This is a genomic window from Candidatus Dormiibacterota bacterium (genome assembly GCA_035544955.1).
Taxonomy (GTDB): Bacteria; Chloroflexota; Dormibacteria; order CF-121; family CF-121; genus CF-13.
Genome location: DASZZN010000029.1, coordinates 198,413 through 218,396, shown reverse-complemented (window position 1 = coordinate 218,396; position 19,984 = coordinate 198,413). Strand labels below are relative to the sequence as shown.

Here is a 19,984-nt window from a genome sequence, read left to right as displayed (position 1 = left end):
CGGTTTTTACGTTTCCCTGTATTCATCGCCAAGGATGGTGCGGACCGACGCCCTTGGCGCTGGCGATGGAATTGGCGCGATGAACGGACTGCCATCGGCGATGCTGCCGTCGTACCGGCTGATCACCTTGAACTGCGCGAGCCCCCGGTCGTACCAGGCCTCCCCGCCGGGCTGACTATGAGGCATGTTTCTTGTGATGCGACCCCAGCCCGGGTTCGTCCCCGTAATCTCTTCTTCGATCGCGTTCACCAGCATGTCCGCTCTCTTAACGACGTCTTCATATCCACGGCTAATGACCCAGCCCGGGATATATGGTGCCAGCCCTTTTGGGACGGCGTATTCCGTCACGACGTACTGCTGAAGCCACCGGTCGCCCAGCGATCCGTAGAGGTAGCGCTGGGCATCTCGGAGAACCAAGCTTTCCGAGGAGTGGATTCTCGGATCCCCTTCGCGAAGGTCTCGCGTGAGCGTCCATAGTGCCCTTTCCGAAATCGCGGCGAACTCCATCGCGGTATAGCCCATCCCTGGCTTCGCACCCGCCGTCAGGAGGGCGTAATTGACCGCAAAGGCGACCCGAAAGTTGTGTTCGGTGGTATCGGGATTTTGCGCGAACAGTCTGCCCCATTCGCGCGTCGGATGCTCTTCTGCGGCCACCCAGCCCAGAATTTCCGTCCTGGCGCTGGCAAGATCGGCCGGGTTGGTATTCGTGGGCGGAGGGACGTCCCGGGTCGCGGCTACCGGCGCCACCACCTGGGGGATCGACTGATCGGTCGCAGCGATCACTGCCATCATGGCCAGCGTCCCCAGTCGCCCCACTCCGTTCACCGGGCGAATCTGCGTCACCACGCCTGTAACCTGCGGCGTGAGCCGAACTTGCTGGGGAGCACGCCAGGGGTGCGCTCAGCTACGACCTGTGCCTCACTAGGCTGCCGCGCTCGGGCACAGCAAGCGGAAGTCGCAGCCGCCGCATTTCATGCGATCTGGCTTGGCCACAAACAGCTCGGCACGGATGCCCTCGGCCACGTTGACGATCGTCTGCCGGTCTTCCTCCAACCGTTCCTTCGGCTTGTCGACGGTGATCCGCTCGCTGGTCTCGAGGTAGTAGTAGGAGAGGCTGAGCGGGTCGAAGTGAAAGACCTCGCGGGCGGCGAGAGCGTACACGCCCAGCTGCAGGTCGCGCTGGAGATCGGCGGCACGCTTCGCCGAGCCGGTCTTGTAATCGATGACCTCGTAGGCGCCATCCGGATGGCGGTCGACCCGATCGATCCGCCCGGTCAGCCTCAGCCCATCGACGCGCAGGCTGAAGGGCTGCTCTAGCAGGTGCGGCTTGCTCAAGTCGCCGGCGTCGAAGGCGCGGCGTAAGTAGGTCCGCCCCAGGTCCTGCAAGGATGGCGCCTGCTCCGGGGCACAGAACCGCTCCCTCGCCCAGGCCGCCACGTAAGCGGAGTCCACCATCGCCCAGGTCAGCGGTTTTTCGCGTTCGATGCTGCCCAGCGCATCCTTGAGCGCCTCGTGCAGGATGCGGCCGAACTGCATCTGCGGCTTCGGCCGCGTCGGCAACCGGAAAACGAAGCGGTACTGGTACATCTGCGGGCAACGGAGGTAGGTGTCGACCTGCGTGTACGAGAGGGCCGCAATCGGCGGCGCGTCGTTGAGCGGCAACTCGACCTGGCGAGCGACCTCCACGAGGCGGCCGGCCGATGACGCGAGCAGCTGCGAGGCAGCCAGCTCGCGCGCGCCATCGCCACGGACCGGGGTCAGGAAGCGCGATGGCCGCCAGTCTTTGACGCCTTCGTAGCGGCCGGCCAGGGTGCAAATGATTTCCTCGCGGGCGCGCGTCAAGGCGACGTAAGCCAGGCGGCGCTCTTCCGCGAGGTGCAGTTCGGCCGGCGGCAGTTCTTCTTTCAAGAGCTCGTTCGGCAGTGTGAGTCCTTCGCCACGGCGGCTCGCGGGGAAGCGGCCCTCCACCATGTGCGGCACGATGACGAGGCCGAACTCCAGCCCCTTCGCCTGGTGCACCGTCATCAGGTGGACTGCGTTGACGGTCTCGTCGAGCGGCGCAATTTCCTCGTCCGCCTGTGCCGCTTCGGTGGCGTCGAGGTGCTTGACGTAGGCGGACAAATGGTGGTCGGCGTGCTCGTCGCAGTACGCCGTGATCAGCTCGGCGAGCTTCTGCACGCTGGCGCTGACCTGCAACCGCTCGATCGGTCCGAGGAACCGCTCCAGGTCGAGGTAGTGGGTTTGCTCCATCACCTCGTAGAACAGATCGTCGACACCGAGCCGCAACGCCAGGTCGTTGAAGCGCCGCAGGTCCTCGGTGAGGCGGCGGGCTCCATCGTCGGTCGATTCCTGGAGGAGATCGAAGAACCGCCGTCCGTCGTCCCGCGCCTGACGCGCCCAGCGGCCGGCTTGCACCGAGTCGGTGGCGTAGCGCGGCAGGCTCAGCAAGCGCATCAGGCAGACGGTGTCGTCCGGGCTGTCGACCGCGCGCAGGTAGGCGAGGCAGTCCTTGATCTCCGGCTGTTGGTAAAAGCCTCGCCCACCACTGACCTGGTAGGCGACGCCGTGGCGCTGCAGCGCGCGGGCGACGTTGTGCAGGTGGGCATTCGCGCGGAGCAGAATCGCGATCGCGTTCGGTCGATGCCGCCCTTCGTCGATCGCGGTTTTGACCACGTGGGCAACGGCGTCGGCTTCCTCCGTGACACTGGTGGCCGTCAACACGCTGATCGGCCGCCCTTCGCCGCGGGTGACGATCAGCCGCTTTTCCAGCCGGTCCGGATCCTCGCTGATGAGACGGCCGGCAGCGCGAAGGATGGGACCCCGGCTCCGGTAGTTTTCTTCCAGCCGGATGACGGCTGCATCGGGATAGACGGCGTGGAACCGTCGCAGGTTGGCGACCGAAGCACCGCGGAACTTGTAGATGCTCTGGTCGTCGTCACCCACCACGCACAGGTTGCGATCAACTCCGGCGAGCAGCTCGAGCAGCCGGCTCTGTGCGAAGTTGGTGTCCTGGAACTCGTCGACCATCAGATGGGCGAAGCGTTTTGACTGCCGGGCGGCGACCGACGGTTCCTGGGTCAGGAGCTGCACGCTGAAATAAATGGTGTCGTCGAAGTCGAGGCGTTCCTCGGCCAGGAGTCGTTCCTGGTATTCGGTGTAGACGAAGGCGGCCTCGCGTTGGGCCGCCAGCACCGGATCATCGAGCGTCGCGTTGGCCTCTGCCCACGCCCGGAATTCGGCGGGTGAGACGAGTTCCTGTTTCGCTCGTTCGACCAGCTTGAGCAGCTCGCCGATCCGCTCGTAGGGCCGCTGTGCATGGAAGAGGTGGGGCGGCCGCCACGTCAGCAGGACGTCGCGCATCAGCTCCCACTTGCGGACCTCGGACACGATGCGGAAGGCCTTCGGGATGCCGCAGAGCCAGCCCTCTTCCTGGAGAAACCGCTGCGCGAAGGCGTGATAGGTGAGGATGAATCGCTCGCCCGCGGGAAGGTAGTCTTCGTGCTCGACCCGATCGAGCACCTCGCGCGCGGCCTTTTCGGTAAAGGTCAGCAGCAGGATCTGTTCGGCGGGCACGCCCTCCTGGCGCAGACGTCGGTAGCGCTCGACCAGCACCCGGGTCTTTCCCGTGCCTGCCCCCGCGACGATGAGCAGCGGTCCCTTGGGGTGCGCGACCGCGGCCCGCTGCGCCTCGGTGAGAGAGGTGGTGGTCGCGATCATCCGGACTGCCGGAAGTGGATCTCGCGGACGGCCGGCGAGCCAATCCGCTCGTTGAGCTGCTCGATCAACATGCCGCGCTCGAGATGAAGCTGATGCGCCAGCGCGGGACTGCTGGCGCTCACTAACAGCGTGCCGCCGGTCAGCTTCAGCGCATGGGTCTCGCGGGCGAGGTGTTCACCGACCAGTTGCGGCCACAACCAGAGCGCCTGCGCCTCGCGTGTCCGCCGGGAAATGCCGAGCGACTTCAGCGCCTTCGGCAGCGCCTCGCCGATGCTACGCATGGATCCCGCCTTGCTCGACCCGCAACACGGCCGCGCGCTCCAAGATGCTCTTTGGCAGGTCGTTGAGGTCGGCCGCAGTGATGAGCGCCTGGGGCCCCGGCTCGAGCGCGGCCAGCAGGCGTTCACGACGCGTCGGGTCGAGTTCCGACATTACGTCATCGAGCAAGAGCACCGGTTGCTCGCCGGTCACCTCGGCGAGATAGTGCAGCTCCGCCAGCTTGAGGCTCAGCACGGCACTGCGCTGCTGTCCCTGGCTGGCATAGAGCCTCGCTTCGTGGTCATCGAGCCACACCTCGACATCGTCGCGCTGGGGTCCGACAGCTGTCTGTCCGCGCCCGATCTCTTCGTCGCGCGCGTCGCGCATGGCGGCTTTGAGCTGTTCGACGACGAGCTCGAGTGGCGCCTCGCCGATGCGGGCGCCGGCGGGGCGGTAGCGGAGTTCGAGCCGCTCCCGGTCATCGCTGAGCTCGCGGTGGAACGCGGCCGCGATCGGCTGCAGCTCGAGTAGGCGAAGCTGCCGCTCGACCATGATCGCCGCTCCCGACTCGGCCAGCGCGGTGGTCCAGACGTCGAGGCCATCCGCCGGCTGGCGGCCCTCCCGGATCGCGCGAAGCAGCGCGTTGCGTTGCTCGAGCAGGTGGCCGTAACGGGTCAACTCGCGCGCGTGGTCATGATCGATCTGCGAGAGCAGCGTGTTGAGAAAGCGGCGACGGCCTTCGCCCGGTCCTTTGACCAGCTGCAAGTCGTCCGGCCAGAAGAGCACGACCCGAAGCGACCCGATCATATCGCTCGACCGTCGGGCAATGCCATTGACCGTGAACTTCCGAGACGCCCGCGATCCGGCGGCGCCGGGACTGAGGCCGATGCGCACCTCCAACTCCTTGAGGCCGGCGTCGGTCTGGACGCCGCAGGTCACGCGCGCGGCCGGCTGGCCGAAGCGCACCAACTCAGCGGCTTGCTGGGTGCGCGGGGACCGAGTCAGGGCCGCGAGCGCTACGGCCTCGAGGAGGTTGGTCTTCCCTTGCGCGTTGCCGCCGAAGAACACCGTGGCAGAGCGCTCCAGCGCCAGGTCCAGCTCAGCGTAATTGCGAAAGTCGAACAGTGAGACGTTAGCCAGGAACACGCGGTCTGCGCGCTGACTACATCGCCACTCTGACCGGCATGATGATGTACAGGTAGTTGTCCTTGCCTACCGGCTTGATCAGGCCCGGGTTCAGCGGGCCGGTGAAGCCCAACGTCACCTCGTCACTGCCGATGATGGCCAGGACATCGAGAAGGTACTTGGAGTTGAACGCGACTTGAAGGTCCTGCCCCTCGATTTTCGCCTCCACACCGGCGACGTTCTGCCCGACCTCGCTGGTATTAGCCGTCAGCGTCAGCTTGCCGCCCTCTGCCTTGAACTTGACGACATTGGCCGCGTCTTTGGAAAAGAGCGAGACCATCTTGGTGGTGAACAGTAGGTCCTGGGTCTTGCTGGTGATCGTCGTGGTGCTCTGCCCTGGAATGACCTGCTGATAGTTGGGATAGGTCCCCTCGATCAAGCGGCTCATCAGCTCCACGTCACGCGTCTTGAAGAAGACCTGGTTCTTCTGTGCGCCGACCGTGACCTCGACGCCATCGTCGCCTCCCTTGAGGATACGGCTGAGCTCGCTGAGGGCGCGCGCCGGGATGACGATCGTCTCGCCCTCGCCCGGTTCGGCCTCGACCGCAAGGGTCTTGACCGCCAGGCGATGGCCGTCGGTGGCGGCGAAGGTCGCCTTGCCGCCGTTGAGGTGCACGTAGACACCGGTCAGAACCGGGCGTCCCTCATCGCTGGAGGCGGCGATCACGGTCTGCTCGATCGCATCTTTGAGCTCGGCCTGGTCAACTTTGATCTTGCGCCCATCCATGCCGGCAGGGACCGGCGGGAAATCGGCCGGGTCGATGCCACGGATGTTGGCGTCGAACCGATTGCTCTTGACGGCCAGTGACTGGGTCTTCTTGTCCAGTGACATGGAGAGCGGCTCATCGGGATGAGAGGTCACGAAGTCGGTCAGCAGCCGCGCCGGCACCGTGATGCCACCTTCCTCCTGGACCTCGGCAGGGATCACCTGCCGAATGCCGATCTCCAGGTTGGTCGCCGTCAGTTGCAGCCCGGTTTGGGCGGTCTGCAGCAGGACGTTGTTGAGGATCGGTAGGGTGGTCCGCGATGAGACGGCGCGGGAGACGACCTGCAACCCCTGTCCGAGGTTTCCGGCGGTGACTGTGACCTTCATGATGCTCCTGGTCTACACGACCCCGTTAATCAACGACCTTAATTAAAAGAAGAGACGTAGTCGTAGGGCGGTGCACAACAGGGAAAAACCCCTCTTTCGCGTTCGAATCGGCCCAATTATAGCTTTCAAAAACTGTGCGCTCCCAGGGCGCGTATCCCCAGTCAAAGACGATTCCAACAGTATCCACGTCCGTTGCAGCGCTATTCCACAGGCTCAATGCGAATAAAGAATCTCGCGAAGTTTTCGCAGGTCGGCCTGGAGGCGCTGGTCCTCTTTGGAGTCGGTCGAAATCTTCTCGTAGGAATGTAAAACAGTTGTATGGTCTCGTCCTCCGAATGCCTGGCCGATCGCAGGCAGGGACGACGCCGTTTCCTCGCGGATCAAGAACATCGCCACCTGTCGCGGAAAGACGATGTGCTTGTCGCGGCGCTTGCCCTTCATCTCCTCGAGGCTGATGTGGTAGAAGCTGGCCACGGTCCGGGAGATGGTATCGATCGACAGCGTCCGAGTCTCGGTTGAGGGAATGACATCCTGCAGCAGTTTCGCCGCCATCTCGACGTTGACGGCGCTGCGGTTGAGGGACGCGTGGGCGATCACGCGAATGAGCGCACCCTCGAGCTCGCGGATGTTCTTCTGGATCTTGTGGGCGATGAAGGAGAGCACATCCTCCGGCACCAGCCGCGCGTACGGCCCAACCTTCGACTTGAGGATGGCGACGCGCGTCTCGAAATCGGCCGCCTGGATGTCCGCGATCAGACCCCACTGAAACCGCGAGCGCAGCCGGTCCTCGAGGGTTGGGATCTCTTTCGGCGGACGGTCCGACGAGATGACGATCTGCTTGTTGAGCTCGTGCAGGGAGTTAAAGGTATGGAAGAATTCTTCCTGGGTCCGGTCTTTGCCGGCGAGGAACTGGATGTCGTCGACCAGCAGGACGTCGACCGTCCGGTAGCGGGTCCGAAAATCGTTCATCCGTCCTTCCTGGATCGAGGAGATTATCTCGTTCATGAACTTCTCGCTGGTCACGTAGGCGACCCGCCGGCGGGCGTGCTTTTCCAGCACCGCGTGGCCGATGGCGTGCATCAGGTGGGTCTTGCCCAGACCGACCCCGCCGTAGAGGAAGAGCGGGTTGTAGGCCTTCGCTGGCGTTTCGGCCACGGCCCGGCAGGCGGCGTGGGCGAAGCGCGAGTTGTTGCCGACCACGAAATGCTGGAACTGGAATTTCGGATTCAGCTGCGAGGCCTCGTGGAGGACGGGCTCCTCTTCCTCGGGCCGTGGCTCCTCTGCGACTGCGACCGCGGTTCTGCCGGCGGCCGCTTCGGTCTGACCCGGGATCACCTCGAAGGCGACGCTCACGTCACCGGAGACGATCGCCGATAACGTCTCTTTGATCATCGCCGAGTAGCGGTCCTCGAGCCAGTCCTTGGCGAGCTTGGTCGGCACGCCGATCTTGAAGGCATTCTTCTCGCGGCCGACGAGCGAGGCATTCTTCAGCCAGGTCTCGTAGCTTGGCTTACTGAGCTGGAACCGAAGTTCCTCCTGCGCCGCCTGCCAGATCTGTTCCCCGTTCATCGACTCCTCCACGCGCGCATAAACGACTTCGGTGGAGAGCAGAGCCGGTGCTGCGCGTCAGGCCGCGAAGTCGGAAACGAGGCCCATGGACGGCGTGTGCAGGACGGAGCTTATCCACAAACTTCCCACAACAGTGGAGAAGTCTATCGAGGTCTCCCCAGCCTCATGTGTATAACTTGTTGATTAGGACTTGCCGTAGCTCTCCAGGGCAGCGGAATAATAGCAAACGGCCTCCGTGCGCGCAATCCGAAACTACGTACGAACGTTGGAGCCCGCATGGCGAGTCCGCATGGTAAGGTTAGGCGCCGAAAAACGTTGAGGTCTGCATGAAACGTACCCACCAACCAAAGAAGCGCCAGCGGGTCAAGGTCCATGGCTTCCGCGCCCGGATGTCGACCACGGGCGGCGTCAAGGTGATCAAGGCCCGCCGCCTGAAGGGCCGCCACCAGCTGACGCCTACCTCCAGCCGGCGCTACCGCTAATCACGCCCCGCGCGGGTGAAACGGCGGTCACGACTGCTCCGGTCGGGTGACTTCGACCGCACGCTGCGTTCCGGGCGCCGGGCGGCGTCCGAGTACCTCGCCCTATTCGTAAGCGATAATGAGCTAGGCCGGCCCCGGGTCGGTCTGGCCGTGAGTCGGAAACTGGGCAACGCCGTGGTCCGGAATCGAACCAAGCGGCGCTTGCGCGAACTGGTCAGGCCGTTGGTGACGCGGGCTGAAGGCGGCCGTGACGTTGTAATCGTGGCACGGTCTCGTGCTGTCGACGCGGAATTCACGCGCTTGCGCCAGGAGATGGAAATGTTGTGGGCCAAGGGGTGGGGGTCATGACGGCGATCTCGCTCGCGTTGATCCGCGTCTATCGGGTGACGCTGGGCCCCATCTTTGGCCTGGTCTCGGGCTGCCGCTACACCCCCACCTGTTCGCAGTACGGCTACGAAGCCATCCAGCGCTATGGCTGGTGGCGGGGCTGGGGGATGGCCTTTAAGCGGATCGCACGCTGCCACCCATTCCATGCCGGCGGCTGGGATCCCGTGCCATGATGTCGCTGCTCGCGTTGCTGGCGACCCGCCACGAGCCCTGGGACACGCTCGGCGATCTCTGGCATCCCATCTGGCTGATCTGGTGGACGGTCATCGGCGTTCCGATCCACGCCATTCTGGGTTGGCTGCTTTCGATCCTCATCGGCAACCCGATCGCCGACGCCGTCGGCCCGTTCGGCATCGCCATCGTCCTGCTGACCATCCTTATCAAGCTGATCATCGCCCCCGTATTCCAGTACCAGCTCACGACCTCGCGTCGCGTCCAAGCGGAGCAGCGGCGGATCGCCCCCGAGCTGGCCAAGATCCGCAAGCAATACAAGAAGGATCCGCAGCGCCTTAACCAGGAAACGATGGCGCTCTACAAGGAGCACAACATCAACCCCCTCGCGCAGATGAGCGGCTGTCTTCCGGCCCTCGTCCAATCCCCGATCCTGATCGCCCTCTTCTACGTGATTCGGGACGCCCACTCGACACTCCACATCCACGATCTCAGCTTCCTGGGCATTTCCCTCGACAAGACCGCCCTGCAAAAGGGACAGTTCGCCCTGGCCATCCTCCTACCCCTCCTCGCCGGCCTGACGACCTTCGTGCAGACCAAGATGATGACGCAGCCCGGTCAGGTTCAGGACCCGACGCAGGCCGCCATGACGCAGAACATGACCATGATCATGCCGGTCTTCATCGGCTTCATCTCGCTGCAATTCCAGACCGCCCTCGCGCTCTACTGGGTGGTCAGCAACCTGTTCAGCATCGGTCAGCAATACTTCATTACCGGCTGGGGATCGCTCTCCTTGCCGCCGGTCCTGCGTAGGGGGAAAGCCGCATGAACAGCGGTAACAGCGTGGAAATCACCGGAAAGACGGTCGATGAAGCCGTCGACCAGGCCCTCGAAGACCTCGACGAGGCGCGGGAAAACGTCGACGTCGAGGTGCTGGAGGATTCGCCTGAGCAGGCTCGGGTGCGGGTCACGCAGCGAGAGACCTACGCCGTCAAGGCTCGCCAGGTGGTAGCCGAGCTCCTCTACAAGATGGGGATCACGGCGCAGGTCTTCATCAAGAAGGCGGACGACCCGGTGATGATCGATGTCGCCGGTGACAACCTGGGGTTGCTGATCGGCTGGCGGGGGGAGACGCTGCGCGCCTTCCAGACCGTCGTCAACCTCATCCTCAATGAGGGACGCGTCGACCGCCGCCGCCTCGTCGTCGACGTCGAACACTACCGCAATCGGCGCGAGGAAACCGTCAAGGAGATGGCGCTCCGGCTGGCGGAGCGGGTGCGACGCACCGGAGAGCGCGTGATGATGGACCCGATGCAGTCGTACGAGCGGCGCATCGTGCACATCACGCTCGAGAAGGAGCCCGGCATCCGCACCGAGAGTCAGGGGGAAGAGCCCAACCGGCGGGTCGCCATCCTGCCGGACGGTGTCACGGCCGCCCGGCGGCCGGCCGAGCGCCCGGTGCCGGCTCCCTCACCGCCACTCACGCGGCAAGGTACGGGGTACGGCGACCGCCCGCGCTATGGCGACCGACCTCGGTTCGGCGATCGGCCCCGCTTCGGCGAGCGGCGGCCCGGTTACCGCGAGGGCGAGGGCGGCGGAGAGACGCCCTGAGCGCCCCCTGCCGCTAAGTCGGCTCGAACCCGGTACAGCGCCGCCGCAACCGCCTCCGCCGATAAGCCGTCATCCAGCGCGTCCTGGGCCCGGCGTACGCCCTGCTTCAGCCGCGGGGTGGCGGCCGCCGCGGCCAGCGCCTTCAGTTCGCGGGCGACCTCTACCGGTAATCCCGTACCCGCGTCAGAATCCGCATAATTCCACGCCTCCACCCGCCCGATGAGGCGATCCAGACGCTGGCCGAATTCAAAACGCTCCGTCACGTTGGCCTGTTACTTGACATTGTATCGCTCATGATGTACACAGAGGCACTGTCGAAATGTGAGGATGCGCGAGTAACCCTACGATATACTCAGATCGTGCCCCAGGCTCGTCCTCCCTATCGTCTGTCCACCTTGCCAACCGGGGCCAGAGTCGTTTCGACCGAACTGGCTGACCGCCCTTCGATCACGATGGCGATCATGTTCAAGGTCGGTTCCCGGTATGAGTCTGACAAGGAAGCCGGGATTAGCCACTTCCTCGAACACATGTTCTTCAAGGGCTCGGCTCGCTACGGCGGAGCCAAGGAGATCGCGGAGGCGATCGAGGGGGTTGGTGGTGTCCTGAACGCCGGCACCGACAAGGAGCTCACCATGTATTGGGCGCGCGTGCCCAAGACCAAGGCGAAGCTGGCCATCGACGTCCTCGGCGACATGCTCTTTCAGCCGCTGCTGGACGCCGTCGAGCTGGAGAAGGAGAGACTGGTCGTCCTCGAGGAGCTGCGCATGTACCAGGACTCCCCGCAGGAGTACGTCCACAGTCTGTTCGAGCAGATCAGCTGGCCCAATCACCCGCTCGGCCGCGACGTGGGGGGGACCGAGGAGTCGGTCCGCGGCCTCTCGCGCGATGACCTGGCCCGCTACCTCGAGGAGCACTACCTGCTCCGCAACCTGGTGGTGACGATTGCCGGGCCGGTCACGCATGAGGAGGCGATCGGCCTGATCGAACCGTACCTCAAGCCCCGCGGCAACGGCGCCACTCCACCGGCATTCCTCCCATCGGTTGGGAATGGGCTGAAGCCGCATGTCCTGCTCAAGTCCAAGAAGACGGAACAGGCGCACGTCGTCCTTGGTGTGCACGCCCCGTCCTACATGGATCGCGACCGCCACGTGATCGACATCCTCAACTGCGTCCTCGGCGAGGGCATGAGTTCCCGCCTCTTTCTCGAAGTCCGCGAGAAGCTCGGCCTGGCCTATGACGTCCACTCCTACGTGAACAAAATGTTCGACACCGGCGTCCTGGGTGTCTACGCCGGCACGGAACCGCGGCAGGCGGCACGCGCGGTCGGCGCCATCGTCGGCCAGCTGCGCCGGCTCTGCACCGAGCCAGTCCAGAGCGTGGAGCTGACCAAGGCGAAGGAGTTTTTCAAGGGCCGCCTGCTGTTGCAGATGGAGAGCACCAACTCGGTCGCCACCTGGTACGGCGGACAGGAAGCGCTGACCGGAAAGATCGAGGGCGTCGAGGAGAATATCGCCCAGATCGACGCAGTTACCGCGGATGATGTCATGCGTATCGCCAAAGAGCTGTTCAGCCAGGCGTTGCAGCTGGCGGTAATTGGCCCCTTCCGCAGCGAGGCGCCGTTCCTCAAGCAGATCGCGTAACTGGCTGCATTGCTTCCCTTCCGGCTTACAATGAATCGCCCCGGATGAAGTTGAACAGCTAAAGGATGGCGCAGCCGCACATGGCGCAACCGACGGCGCCGTCGCAACCAGCGCGCCAGAAGTCTTTCCTCAGGGACACGCTCGAGATCGTGTTCCTCGCCCTTGTTCTCTACGTGGTCATCCAGTACGCGGTGCAGACCGTCCATGTGCTGGGCTCGAGCATGTACTCGACGCTGCATGACAACGACCTGCTGGTGGCGTCGAAGATTTCCTACAAGCTTCACCAGCCGCAGCGCGGCGACATCATCGTGTTCAAGCCACCCGATGAAGCCAGCCGCGATTTCATCAAGCGCATCATCGGGCTGCCGGGCGAGCGGGTCCACATCACCAACAGCGTCGTCTACATCAATGGCCAGGTGCTGAACGAGCCGTATCTGCCGGAACGTTGGACGTATAACAACAACTGGCCCGCATCCGGGCAGGACCAGCTGATCCTACCGAATCAGTTCTTCGTGCTGGGCGACAACCGGAACCATTCGAGCGACTCGCGGACCTTCGGGATGATCACGCTCGATTCCATTCTTGGAAAGGCCGAGGTCCGCATCTGGCCGCTGGGCCAGGTCGGTTTTCTCGGCACCAAGCCGACCCTCGCTGCGGGACCATAGAGCATGCAGCGCACGCTGGTCCTGGTCAAGCCCGATGGCGTCCAGCGTGGACTGGTCGGGGCCATCGTCGCGCGGCTGGAGCGTCGCGGGCTGAAGCTGATCGGCTTGAAGATGATGCGGATCAGCAAAGACGTGGCGGCGCGTCACTACGCGGAGCACCAGGGGAAGCCCTTCTTTGATGGCCTGATCGCATTCATCACGTCGGGCCCGGTGGTGGCGATGATCTGGGAGGGCCGTGAGGCCGTCACGGTCGTCCGCGGAGTGATGGGCGCAACCGATCCGCTGAAGGCCGTACCCGGGACGATCCGCGGCGACCTCGCGCTCGACCTCGGCATGAACCTCATCCACGGTTCGGACTCGCCCGGCCGGGCCGAGTCCGAAATCGCGCTCTTCTTCGAGCGGAGTGAGCTGCACGAGTACGACCGAACCGGGGACCGCTGGATCCGCGAATAGCCCTTACACGTGCAACCGCTAGTGCGTCGTTAGACGGCGCCTGAGCGCCTCGAGCTCCTCGTTGCTGTAGAACTCGATCGTCAACCGGCCGCCGTTCTTGAGTCGGGTCAGGACGACCTTCGTCCCCAGCGCGCGGCGAAATTCTTCCTCGACCGCGCGAGTCTCGGGATCCGCGGCAGTCACCCGGCGCGGCTGCCTGGTCCCCGCCTCGGTGGCGCGAGCGCGGCACCACTCTTCCGTCTGGCGGACGCTCCAGTGGTCCCGGATTGCCCGCTCGAGGCCGACCAGCTGCTGGGCCGCTGTCGGTAGGCCGAGCAGGGCAATCCCGTGGCCGGCGGTGATCGCCCCGGTCTCGATGGCCTTGATGGCCGGCTCCGGCAGCCCTAAGAGGCGCACGCTCTGGGCGATCGTGACCCGGTTCTTACCGATCCGTTCGGCGAGCGCTTCCTGGGTCAGGCCGAAGTCACGCAGCAACCGCTGAATCGCGCGCGCCTCCTCAATGGCGTTGAGGTCAGTACGCTGCAGGTTCTCGACCAGCGCCAGCTCGAGCCGCTCCTCGAGGCGACCGCCGCTGCCGGGGTGGACGATCACAGGCACTTCCGCCAGCCCGGCAATCTCCGCGGCGCGGAGCCGGCGCTCGCCGGCAATCAACTCATAGCCCGCGAGTCCCTCGCGAACAAGCAATGGCTGCAGGATGCCGTGGATCCGGATCGAGTCGGCCAGTTCCTGCAGCGACGCCGGATCGAAGGAGCGGCGCGGCTGCTCCGGGTTCGGCTTGATCTCGGCGATCGCGATCTGTAGCGCAAACCGGCGGCGGGCACGGTTGTCGCTCAGCTCCTCGACGTACTCCCCCGAGGGAATCAGGGCCTCCAGGCCCCGACCCAAACCACGTCGTTTGTTCATCTGGCGATCAACTCCTTGGTGAGTTCCTGATAGGCGACGGCGCCGCGCGACGTCGGGTCGTATTGCGTGATCGGCATCCCATGACTGGGTGCCTCGCTAAGCCGCACGTTGCGTGGGATGACTGTCTGGAACGTCTTCTCCGGATAGCGGGCGCGGACTTGCTCAGCGACCTGGAGCGTCAGCGTCAAGCGCGGATCGAAGAGTGTCAGGACGATGCCGCCGATCTTCAGTCGTGGATTGAGCTCGCGCTGGATCAGCTGCGTGGTGTGCGTCAGCGCACCCAGGCCTTCGAGTGCGTAGTACTCGCACTGGATGGGGATCAGCATGTACTCGGCGGCCACCAGGGAGTTCACCGTGAGCAGGCCCAGGGACGGTGGGCAGTCGATGATGATGTAGTCGTAGGCGACGCGCAGCGACTCGAGCGCGTAGAGTAGCCGGCGTTCGCGGCGCGCAAGGTTGATCAGCTCGATCTCGGCGCCCGCCAGGGCGCGGTGCGAGGGAAGGATGTCGAGGCCTGGGACCGGGGTGGGCCGGACGACCTCGTTGATGTCCTCGGCATCGACGATGACGTTGTAGACGCTGCTGCTGAGCTCGCTGCGGGTGATACCGAGTCCGCTGGTGGTGTTGCCCTGGGGGTCCATATCAACGATCAGCCCGCTCAGGCCGAGTTCGGGAAGGTTGGCGGCCACGTTGATAGCGGTCGTCGTCTTACCGACTCCGCCCTTTTGGTTGACGACTGCGTAGACTCTTGGCAAATTTGCTGGCTGAACGCAGGACGGCGCTGCCCGAATTATACGGTCGGCTGTCGCAAACGCACGTTTGCACAAGTGGATTGCCTGTGCATAACTACCTGACCAGGTAGCCGAGCACGCCCACGGCGATGTTATAGCCCGCGTGAGTCACCATGCAGGGCAGCGTGCTGCCAGAGCGAACGCGCAGCAATCCGAGGCCAATGCCAAGGACGAAAACCTCCAGGGTCGCGAAGGTGATCGCGTACTGGGTGTGCAGGGCGGCGAACAAGACGGCCGTGACCACAATGCCGAGCCGCGGAAGCAGGGCGCCGCGGAATAACGTTTCTTCCACGACCGCGGGAAGCAGTCCGAGCAGGATCACGCCGAGCGGGTTGTTGAAGCGACTGAACAGTACATTGGTCGCGTTGGTGACCTGCTGCTGGCTCGATGGACTGATTTTGTCGGCCACTCGCTCGATCCCATAGGCGATGGCGAGGAACACGAAGATGCCGACCAGTGCGACCAGCCACCATCGCAACTGGCGCGGGGGAACGAGGCCCAGGCGTTCGGCCGCCTCGCGGGGCGACCTTCGCACGAAAATGCCGACACCGACAAAGGCCAGGATGAGCAGCGGGAGATCCTGCGCGAGGAGGTCCGCCAGCGTCAGGGGTGTTCCGGACTGGACCTGCGCCCCGGCTTGCTGCGCCACCAGCAGCAGGCCGAGCACGACCGTCAGGTAGATGACCGGCGAGCCGGGGCGCACCGGGATCACTCGCGCGACAGCGCGCTGGACCAGCGACCAGAGGTAGAGGAGGCCGAGGCTGCCCGCAATCATCAGGGGGACGGCGAGAAGCTCGGCCGTACGGAACTTGTCCGCGGTCTCCCCCCCGTTCTGATAGAGCAGCAGGTGGCCGACGCCCACCAACAACCCGAGCAGCAGCGCGAGCCCAGAGAGCGCGGCGCCGGCGATGAGCGACACGATGCGCGCGGTCGCGTTGCGCTCGCCGAAGTTGGCCAGCACGTAGAGGCCGGCCACGATACCGATAAGGACGACCGTCCAGAAATCGAGCGCGGCGTCGCCGTGGACGAGCAGGAGAATCAGGTCTTTGCCGGTGTCGTTGGTGCGGCGCCCTTGATCTGGCGCATGTCGATGAGCTGGGAGATCAGGTCGAGCGGCACCGGGAAGACGACCACCGTGTTCCGTTCGACCCCGATCTCCGTGAGAGTCTGCAAATAGCGCAACTGGAGCGCGCTGGGTTGGGTCGCGATCACGCCAGCCGCATCGGTCAGCTTCTGCGCCGCCTCGAACTCACCCTCCGCATGGATGATCTTGGCTCGCTTCTCTCGTTCGGCCTCGGCCTGCTTGGCCATGGCGCGCTGCATCGTCTGGGGGAGCTCGACGTCCTTGATCTCAACCGTCGAGACCTTGATGCCCCAGGGCTCGGTTTGCTCGTCGATGATCTGCTGGAGCTTGGCGTTGATCTTCTCGCGGTTGGCGAGCAGCTCATCGAGCGACGACTGGCCGAGCACGCTCCGTAGCGTTGTCTGTGCTATTTGTGACGTGGCATTGATGAAGTTGGCAACCCGGGTGACGGCGTTACGGGGATCGACAACCATGAAGTAGATGACGGCGTTGACCTTGATGGTCACGTTGTCGAGCGTGATGACCTCCTGCGGCGGGACCTCGAGGGTCACGGTGCGGAGATCGATCTTCACCAGGCGGTCGATGCCGAACGGAATGATCAGGCGCAGCCCCGGCCCCTTGAGGTCCATCAGCCGGCCGAGGCGGAAGAGCACGCCGCGCTCGTACTCATTGATGATCCGGATCGCGGAGCTCAAGCCGATCAGGACAACGAGAACGATGATGCCAAGGACGATCAGCGCGAATACGCCCACGGGTCCCTCCTCGCTAATGCGCTAAGTCGACGGTTTTCATCTTACGGGTCACGCCTTATCACGACGATGCAGCCTGCGGCCCTTCGGACCGCCCAGCGTGCTGTTGGTGCAGGGCTTCGACCCGGAGTCGAAGTCCGTCGACCCCGACGATGCGCACCTGCGTCCCGGCATCGAGCGGCCCGCTGGTTGAGGTGGCTTGCCACAGCGCGCCATTCACGAACACCATCCCACTGGGATTCAGCGGTTCTCGCACGGTGCCCAGCATGCCAATCATCGACTCCTCACCCGCGGCGTATGGACGGCGGCGGGCATCGATCAGCTTGCGCAGGATGAAGAGGAAGATGGCCGCGATGACGAGGACGGTGATGATAAGCAGGGGAATGTTGACGCCCTCAGCGAGAAAGCTGGTGTCGATCAACAGTAGACCCCCAAGCGTCATGGCGACGATGCCGCCCGTGGTCAGCACTCCGTGGGTCACCGCTTTGAGATCGATGATGAAGAGAACGACGGCGATCAGGATGAGGATGACGCCGGCGATGTTGATCGGCAGATCGAATAGCGACAGGGCGGCGAGCACGCCGGCGATCACGCCGATCACGCCGGGCAAGAACAACCCTGGATGCGTGACCCAGAAGCCGATGCCGATGATGGCGAGCAGGAAGAGGAGATACACGAGGTTCGGGTCGGCGACGGCTTGCAGAAATTGCTCGAATCCGCTCATGTCGTATCGTTGGATGCTGGCCCGGGCGGTCTGCAGCGTGTAGGTATGGCCGCCCTTTAAGACCTGGCGACCGTCGAGGTCCTGCAGAAGCGTGTCGAGGTCGCGGCTCTCGAAATCGACCACACCCAGTTTCACGGCGTCATCCGCCGGCGCGTTGATGCTCTGCCGGACGGCCTTCTCCGCCCAGTCCGCATTGCGGTGGTGGAGCGTGGCCAGCGCCCGAATGTAGGCTGCGGCGTCGTTTTCGATCTTCTGAGACTCGATATCCGGCGCTGTCGAGGTTGCGCCGCTTGCACCGGGGCTCGCCGTCGGGTTGGCGGCGGGATTGGACCCGCTAAGGCTGACCGGGTGCGCGGAGCCGATGTTCGTCCCGGGCGCCATCACGGCGATATCGGCCGACTCCGTGATGTAGAGGCCGGCTGAGGCGGCCCGGGCGCCCGAAGGCGCGACGAAGATGACCACCGGCAGCGGCGCCCCGAGGATCTTCTTGATGATGCCCCTCATCGAGGTGTCCAACCCGCCGGGCGTGTCCATCTGAATGATCAAGGCGTTTGCCTGGGTGGACACGGCGCGGTCGACGGCTTTCGAGATATAGCTGTCGGTGATCGGGTTGATGACCCCGTTGAGGGTCGCCACCAGGACATGCGGCTCAGCGGCGCGGGCCTGGACCGCGGGCATGAGTGCCGCCAGCAAGGCGGCCGCGAGAAAGAGCCGGGTGGCCCTCTTCACGACCTGATCATAGCCCCGGTTCGCAGGCCCGTCGTTCGTAGAATGGGAACGTGGCCCAACGCATGGAGCAACAGTCTCCGAAAGATGAGGAGGACGAGATCCGCGAGCAAGTCGCCCAATATCCACCACTATCCAACGCGGAGGAGCAACGGCTCCTTGCCACGCTGGGGGTGGTCCGCGATGCCGCGAACCGGACCCTGATCGAGCACAACCTCCACCTCGTGGTGGAAGCCGCCCAGGCCCGCAAGGAGCGCGGCGTTCCCTTTGGCGACCTGTTTCAGGAGGGCACCGTTGGCTTGATCTCGGCGGTCGAGCACTACAAACCCGGCGATGGCGGCTTCCACGCCCGCCTGGTTCATGCCATCGCCGTCACGATGGATGACGTGCTCGCCCAAACCGAAGAGGCCCAGCGCAACGACGAGGCGTTCGTCATCGCCTGCCGCCTGCTGGAATCGGCGCAACGCCTGCTCTCGGAGCGACTCGGACGCGAGGCGACCCCGGCCGAGTTGGCTAAGCTCCTGCAGTGGGAGGAGGCTCGGGTCAACGCCATTCTGGAGATGCTTCATGGGGCGCAAGTGGTCCACGACCAGGAGCTGCTCGATTACCTCGACGTCCTCGACGACCCTGACGAGCCCGACCCTGAGGCGTAACGTTTGGTGGTGACGGCCGCGCGGACACCACTCTACGAGGAGCACGTCCGCCTCGGCGCCCAGATGACGAACTTCGGTGGGTGGGTGATGCCGCTCCAATACAGCAGCATCCGCGAGGAGCATCGCGCCGTGCGAGAAGCCGTCGGCCTCTTCGATCTCTCGCACATGGGAGAGCTGCGCATCACCGATGCGACCCTCGCCCAGCGCGTCGTTACTCGCGACCTGACCCGACTCAAAGACGGGCGAATCCAGTACGCCCTGCTGTGTAATGAGAGGGGCGGCATCATCGACGATGTCCTTGTCTACGCGATGGCTGACGGTAGCGATCTGCTGGTCGTCAATGCCGGAAACCAGGATGGCGACTTCGAGTGGATCCGGTCGCAGTCATCTGCACCCTCCCCCTCCGGGGGAGGGCAGGGTGGGGGCCCGGTCCTCAATGTCGGCAGGGACTGGGCGCTGATAGGCGCGCAAGGCCCACGAGCGGTCGGTCTCGTCCAGCGGCTGACGAAAGCCGACCTGGGCAGTGTCAAGTACTATGCCTTCGTCGAGGGGACCGTCGCGGATGTGCCGTGCGTGATTTCGCGGACCGGCTATACCGGCGAGGATGGCTTCGAGCTGTTTTGCCGCAATGCCGATGCCGAGCGGCTCTGGCGCGCGCTGCTTGAGGAGGGCAAGTCCGATGGCATCCGGCCGGCGGGCCTGGGCGCTCGCGACACGCTGCGACTGGAGGCGGGGATGCGCCTCTACGGCAACGACATGGATGCCGACACCAATCCGCTCGAGGCAGGGCTGGATTGGACCCTCAACCTCGACAAGGATTTCGTGGGGCGTGACGCCATCCTGCAGGAACGCGAGCAGGGACTCTCTCGGCGGCTGGTGGGTTTCAAGATGCTGGACCGCAGCATCCCCCGTCACGGCTACCGGGTGGTCAGCGATGGCCAGCAGGTCGGCACGGTGACGTCGGGAAACGTCTCCTTCACCCTTGGCTACAACATCGGGATGGCGTACGTGCCACCGGCGCTGGCCGAGCCGGGAACCCGTCTTGGCGTGGAGGTGCGTGGCATGGCCGCCCCGGCCGAGGTTGTCCCATTGCCTTTCTACAAGCGGCCTCATCCGAAATGAA

22 protein-coding genes are annotated in these 19,984 nt (G+C 64.5%); 10 read left to right on the top strand and 12 right to left on the bottom strand.

Annotation, left to right across the window (positions count from 1 at the left end; all coding sequences use genetic code 11):
* Window positions 1–6: 6 nt before the first annotated feature.
* From VHK65_10615 to dnaA, 6 genes are all read right to left on the bottom strand, one after another.
* Window positions 7–843: a hypothetical protein gene (locus tag VHK65_10615; GenBank protein HVS06601.1), complete on the bottom strand. Its 837-nt coding sequence runs from the start codon at window positions 841–843 to the stop codon at window positions 7–9.
* Between the two features lie 78 nt (window positions 844–921).
* A complete protein-coding gene (locus tag VHK65_10610) occupies window positions 922–3,717 on the bottom strand; it encodes a UvrD-helicase domain-containing protein (GenBank protein ID HVS06600.1) in 2,796 nt (931 codons plus the stop codon).
* Complete coding sequence (locus VHK65_10605; protein HVS06599.1) at window positions 3,714–3,998, bottom strand: DUF721 domain-containing protein; 285 nt, start codon at window positions 3,996–3,998, stop codon at window positions 3,714–3,716. The genes VHK65_10610 and VHK65_10605 overlap by 4 nt, the downstream gene beginning before the upstream one ends.
* Complete coding sequence (recF, locus tag VHK65_10600) at window positions 3,991–5,121, bottom strand: DNA replication/repair protein RecF (GenBank protein ID HVS06598.1); 1,131 nt, start codon at window positions 5,119–5,121, stop codon at window positions 3,991–3,993. The genes VHK65_10605 and recF overlap by 8 nt, the downstream gene beginning before the upstream one ends.
* A 16-nt stretch (window positions 5,122–5,137) precedes the next feature.
* Complete coding sequence (gene dnaN / locus VHK65_10595) at window positions 5,138–6,253, bottom strand: DNA polymerase III subunit beta (protein ID HVS06597.1); 1,116 nt, start codon at window positions 6,251–6,253, stop codon at window positions 5,138–5,140.
* 213 nt (window positions 6,254–6,466) lie between these two features.
* Entirely contained in the window at window positions 6,467–7,822 is a 1,356-nt protein-coding gene (gene dnaA, locus VHK65_10590) for a chromosomal replication initiator protein DnaA (protein ID HVS06596.1), read from the bottom strand.
* Window positions 7,823–8,148: 326 nt separating this feature from the next.
* On the opposite strand from dnaA, the gene rpmH reads away from it, so the two are divergent.
* Genes rpmH through jag form a run of 5 tightly spaced genes read left to right on the top strand, consistent with a single transcriptional unit; the run spans window position 8,149 to window position 10,473 of the window.
* Window positions 8,149–8,304, top strand: coding sequence for a 50S ribosomal protein L34 (rpmH, locus tag VHK65_10585; GenBank protein ID HVS06595.1), 156 nt, complete (start codon window positions 8,149–8,151; stop codon window positions 8,302–8,304).
* Window positions 8,305–8,319: 15 nt separating this feature from the next.
* Window positions 8,320–8,652 carry a ribonuclease P protein component gene (rnpA, locus tag VHK65_10580; protein HVS06594.1) on the top strand — a complete coding sequence of 111 codons (333 nt, stop codon included), beginning with the start codon at window positions 8,320–8,322 and terminating at the stop codon, window positions 8,650–8,652.
* Window positions 8,649–8,864 (top strand): membrane protein insertion efficiency factor YidD, encoded by a 216-nt coding sequence (gene yidD / locus VHK65_10575; protein HVS06593.1) that lies wholly within the window; start codon window positions 8,649–8,651, stop codon window positions 8,862–8,864. The genes rnpA and yidD overlap by 4 nt, the downstream gene beginning before the upstream one ends.
* A complete protein-coding gene (yidC, locus tag VHK65_10570; GenBank protein ID HVS06592.1) occupies window positions 8,861–9,691 on the top strand; it encodes a membrane protein insertase YidC in 831 nt (276 codons plus the stop codon). Before yidD ends, yidC begins: the two co-directional genes overlap by 4 nt.
* Entirely contained in the window at window positions 9,688–10,473 is a 786-nt protein-coding gene (jag, locus tag VHK65_10565; protein HVS06591.1) for an RNA-binding cell elongation regulator Jag/EloR, read from the top strand. Before yidC ends, jag begins: the two co-directional genes overlap by 4 nt.
* Here the strand turns inward: jag and VHK65_10560 are convergent.
* Window positions 10,437–10,736 carry a hypothetical protein gene (locus VHK65_10560; GenBank protein HVS06590.1) on the bottom strand — a complete coding sequence of 100 codons (300 nt, stop codon included), beginning with the start codon at window positions 10,734–10,736 and terminating at the stop codon, window positions 10,437–10,439. The two genes, jag and VHK65_10560, sit on opposite strands and share 37 nt — an antisense overlap.
* A 96-nt stretch (window positions 10,737–10,832) precedes the next feature.
* Between VHK65_10560 and VHK65_10555 the strand changes: the two genes are divergently transcribed.
* The 3 genes from VHK65_10555 (at window position 10,833) to ndk (ending at window position 13,231) form a co-directional block, all read left to right on the top strand.
* Window positions 10,833–12,113 (top strand): pitrilysin family protein, encoded by a 1,281-nt coding sequence (locus VHK65_10555; protein ID HVS06589.1) that lies wholly within the window; start codon window positions 10,833–10,835, stop codon window positions 12,111–12,113.
* A 65-nt stretch (window positions 12,114–12,178) separates the two neighbouring features.
* Window positions 12,179–12,778, top strand: coding sequence for a signal peptidase I (gene lepB, locus VHK65_10550; protein HVS06588.1), 600 nt, complete (start codon window positions 12,179–12,181; stop codon window positions 12,776–12,778).
* Window positions 12,779–12,781: 3 nt separating this feature from the next.
* Entirely contained in the window at window positions 12,782–13,231 is a 450-nt protein-coding gene (ndk, locus tag VHK65_10545) for a nucleoside-diphosphate kinase (GenBank protein ID HVS06587.1), read from the top strand.
* 18 nt (window positions 13,232–13,249) lie between these two features.
* Here ndk and VHK65_10540 read toward each other — a convergent pair whose 3' ends face one another.
* The 5 genes from VHK65_10540 to VHK65_10520 form a co-directional block, all read right to left on the bottom strand.
* On the bottom strand, window positions 13,250–14,134 hold the full coding sequence (locus VHK65_10540; GenBank protein ID HVS06586.1) for a ParB/RepB/Spo0J family partition protein: 885 nt from the start codon (window positions 14,132–14,134) through the stop codon (window positions 13,250–13,252).
* Entirely contained in the window at window positions 14,131–14,889 is a 759-nt protein-coding gene (locus tag VHK65_10535; protein HVS06585.1) for an AAA family ATPase, read from the bottom strand. The genes VHK65_10540 and VHK65_10535 overlap by 4 nt, the downstream gene beginning before the upstream one ends.
* Before the next feature lie 91 nt (window positions 14,890–14,980).
* Window positions 14,981–15,901, bottom strand: coding sequence for a type II CAAX endopeptidase family protein (locus VHK65_10530; protein ID HVS06584.1), 921 nt, complete (start codon window positions 15,899–15,901; stop codon window positions 14,981–14,983).
* 62 nt (window positions 15,902–15,963) lie between these two features.
* Window positions 15,964–16,761, bottom strand: a complete 798-nt coding sequence (locus VHK65_10525) for a slipin family protein (GenBank protein HVS06583.1) — start codon at window positions 16,759–16,761, stop codon at window positions 15,964–15,966.
* A 58-nt stretch (window positions 16,762–16,819) separates the two neighbouring features.
* On the bottom strand, window positions 16,820–18,211 hold the full coding sequence (locus VHK65_10520) for a nodulation protein NfeD (protein HVS06582.1): 1,392 nt from the start codon (window positions 18,209–18,211) through the stop codon (window positions 16,820–16,822).
* Window positions 18,212–18,261: 50 nt separating this feature from the next.
* Between VHK65_10520 and VHK65_10515 the strand changes: the two genes are divergently transcribed.
* The gene (locus VHK65_10515) at window positions 18,262–18,861 is read left to right on the top strand and encodes a sigma-70 domain-containing protein (protein HVS06581.1); all 600 of its coding nucleotides are present in this window, start codon (window positions 18,262–18,264) and stop codon (window positions 18,859–18,861) included.
* A 9-nt stretch (window positions 18,862–18,870) separates the two neighbouring features.
* Window positions 18,871–19,983 carry a glycine cleavage system aminomethyltransferase GcvT gene (gene gcvT / locus VHK65_10510; GenBank protein HVS06580.1) on the top strand — a complete coding sequence of 371 codons (1,113 nt, stop codon included), beginning with the start codon at window positions 18,871–18,873 and terminating at the stop codon, window positions 19,981–19,983.
* Window position 19,984: the final 1 nt, after the last annotated feature.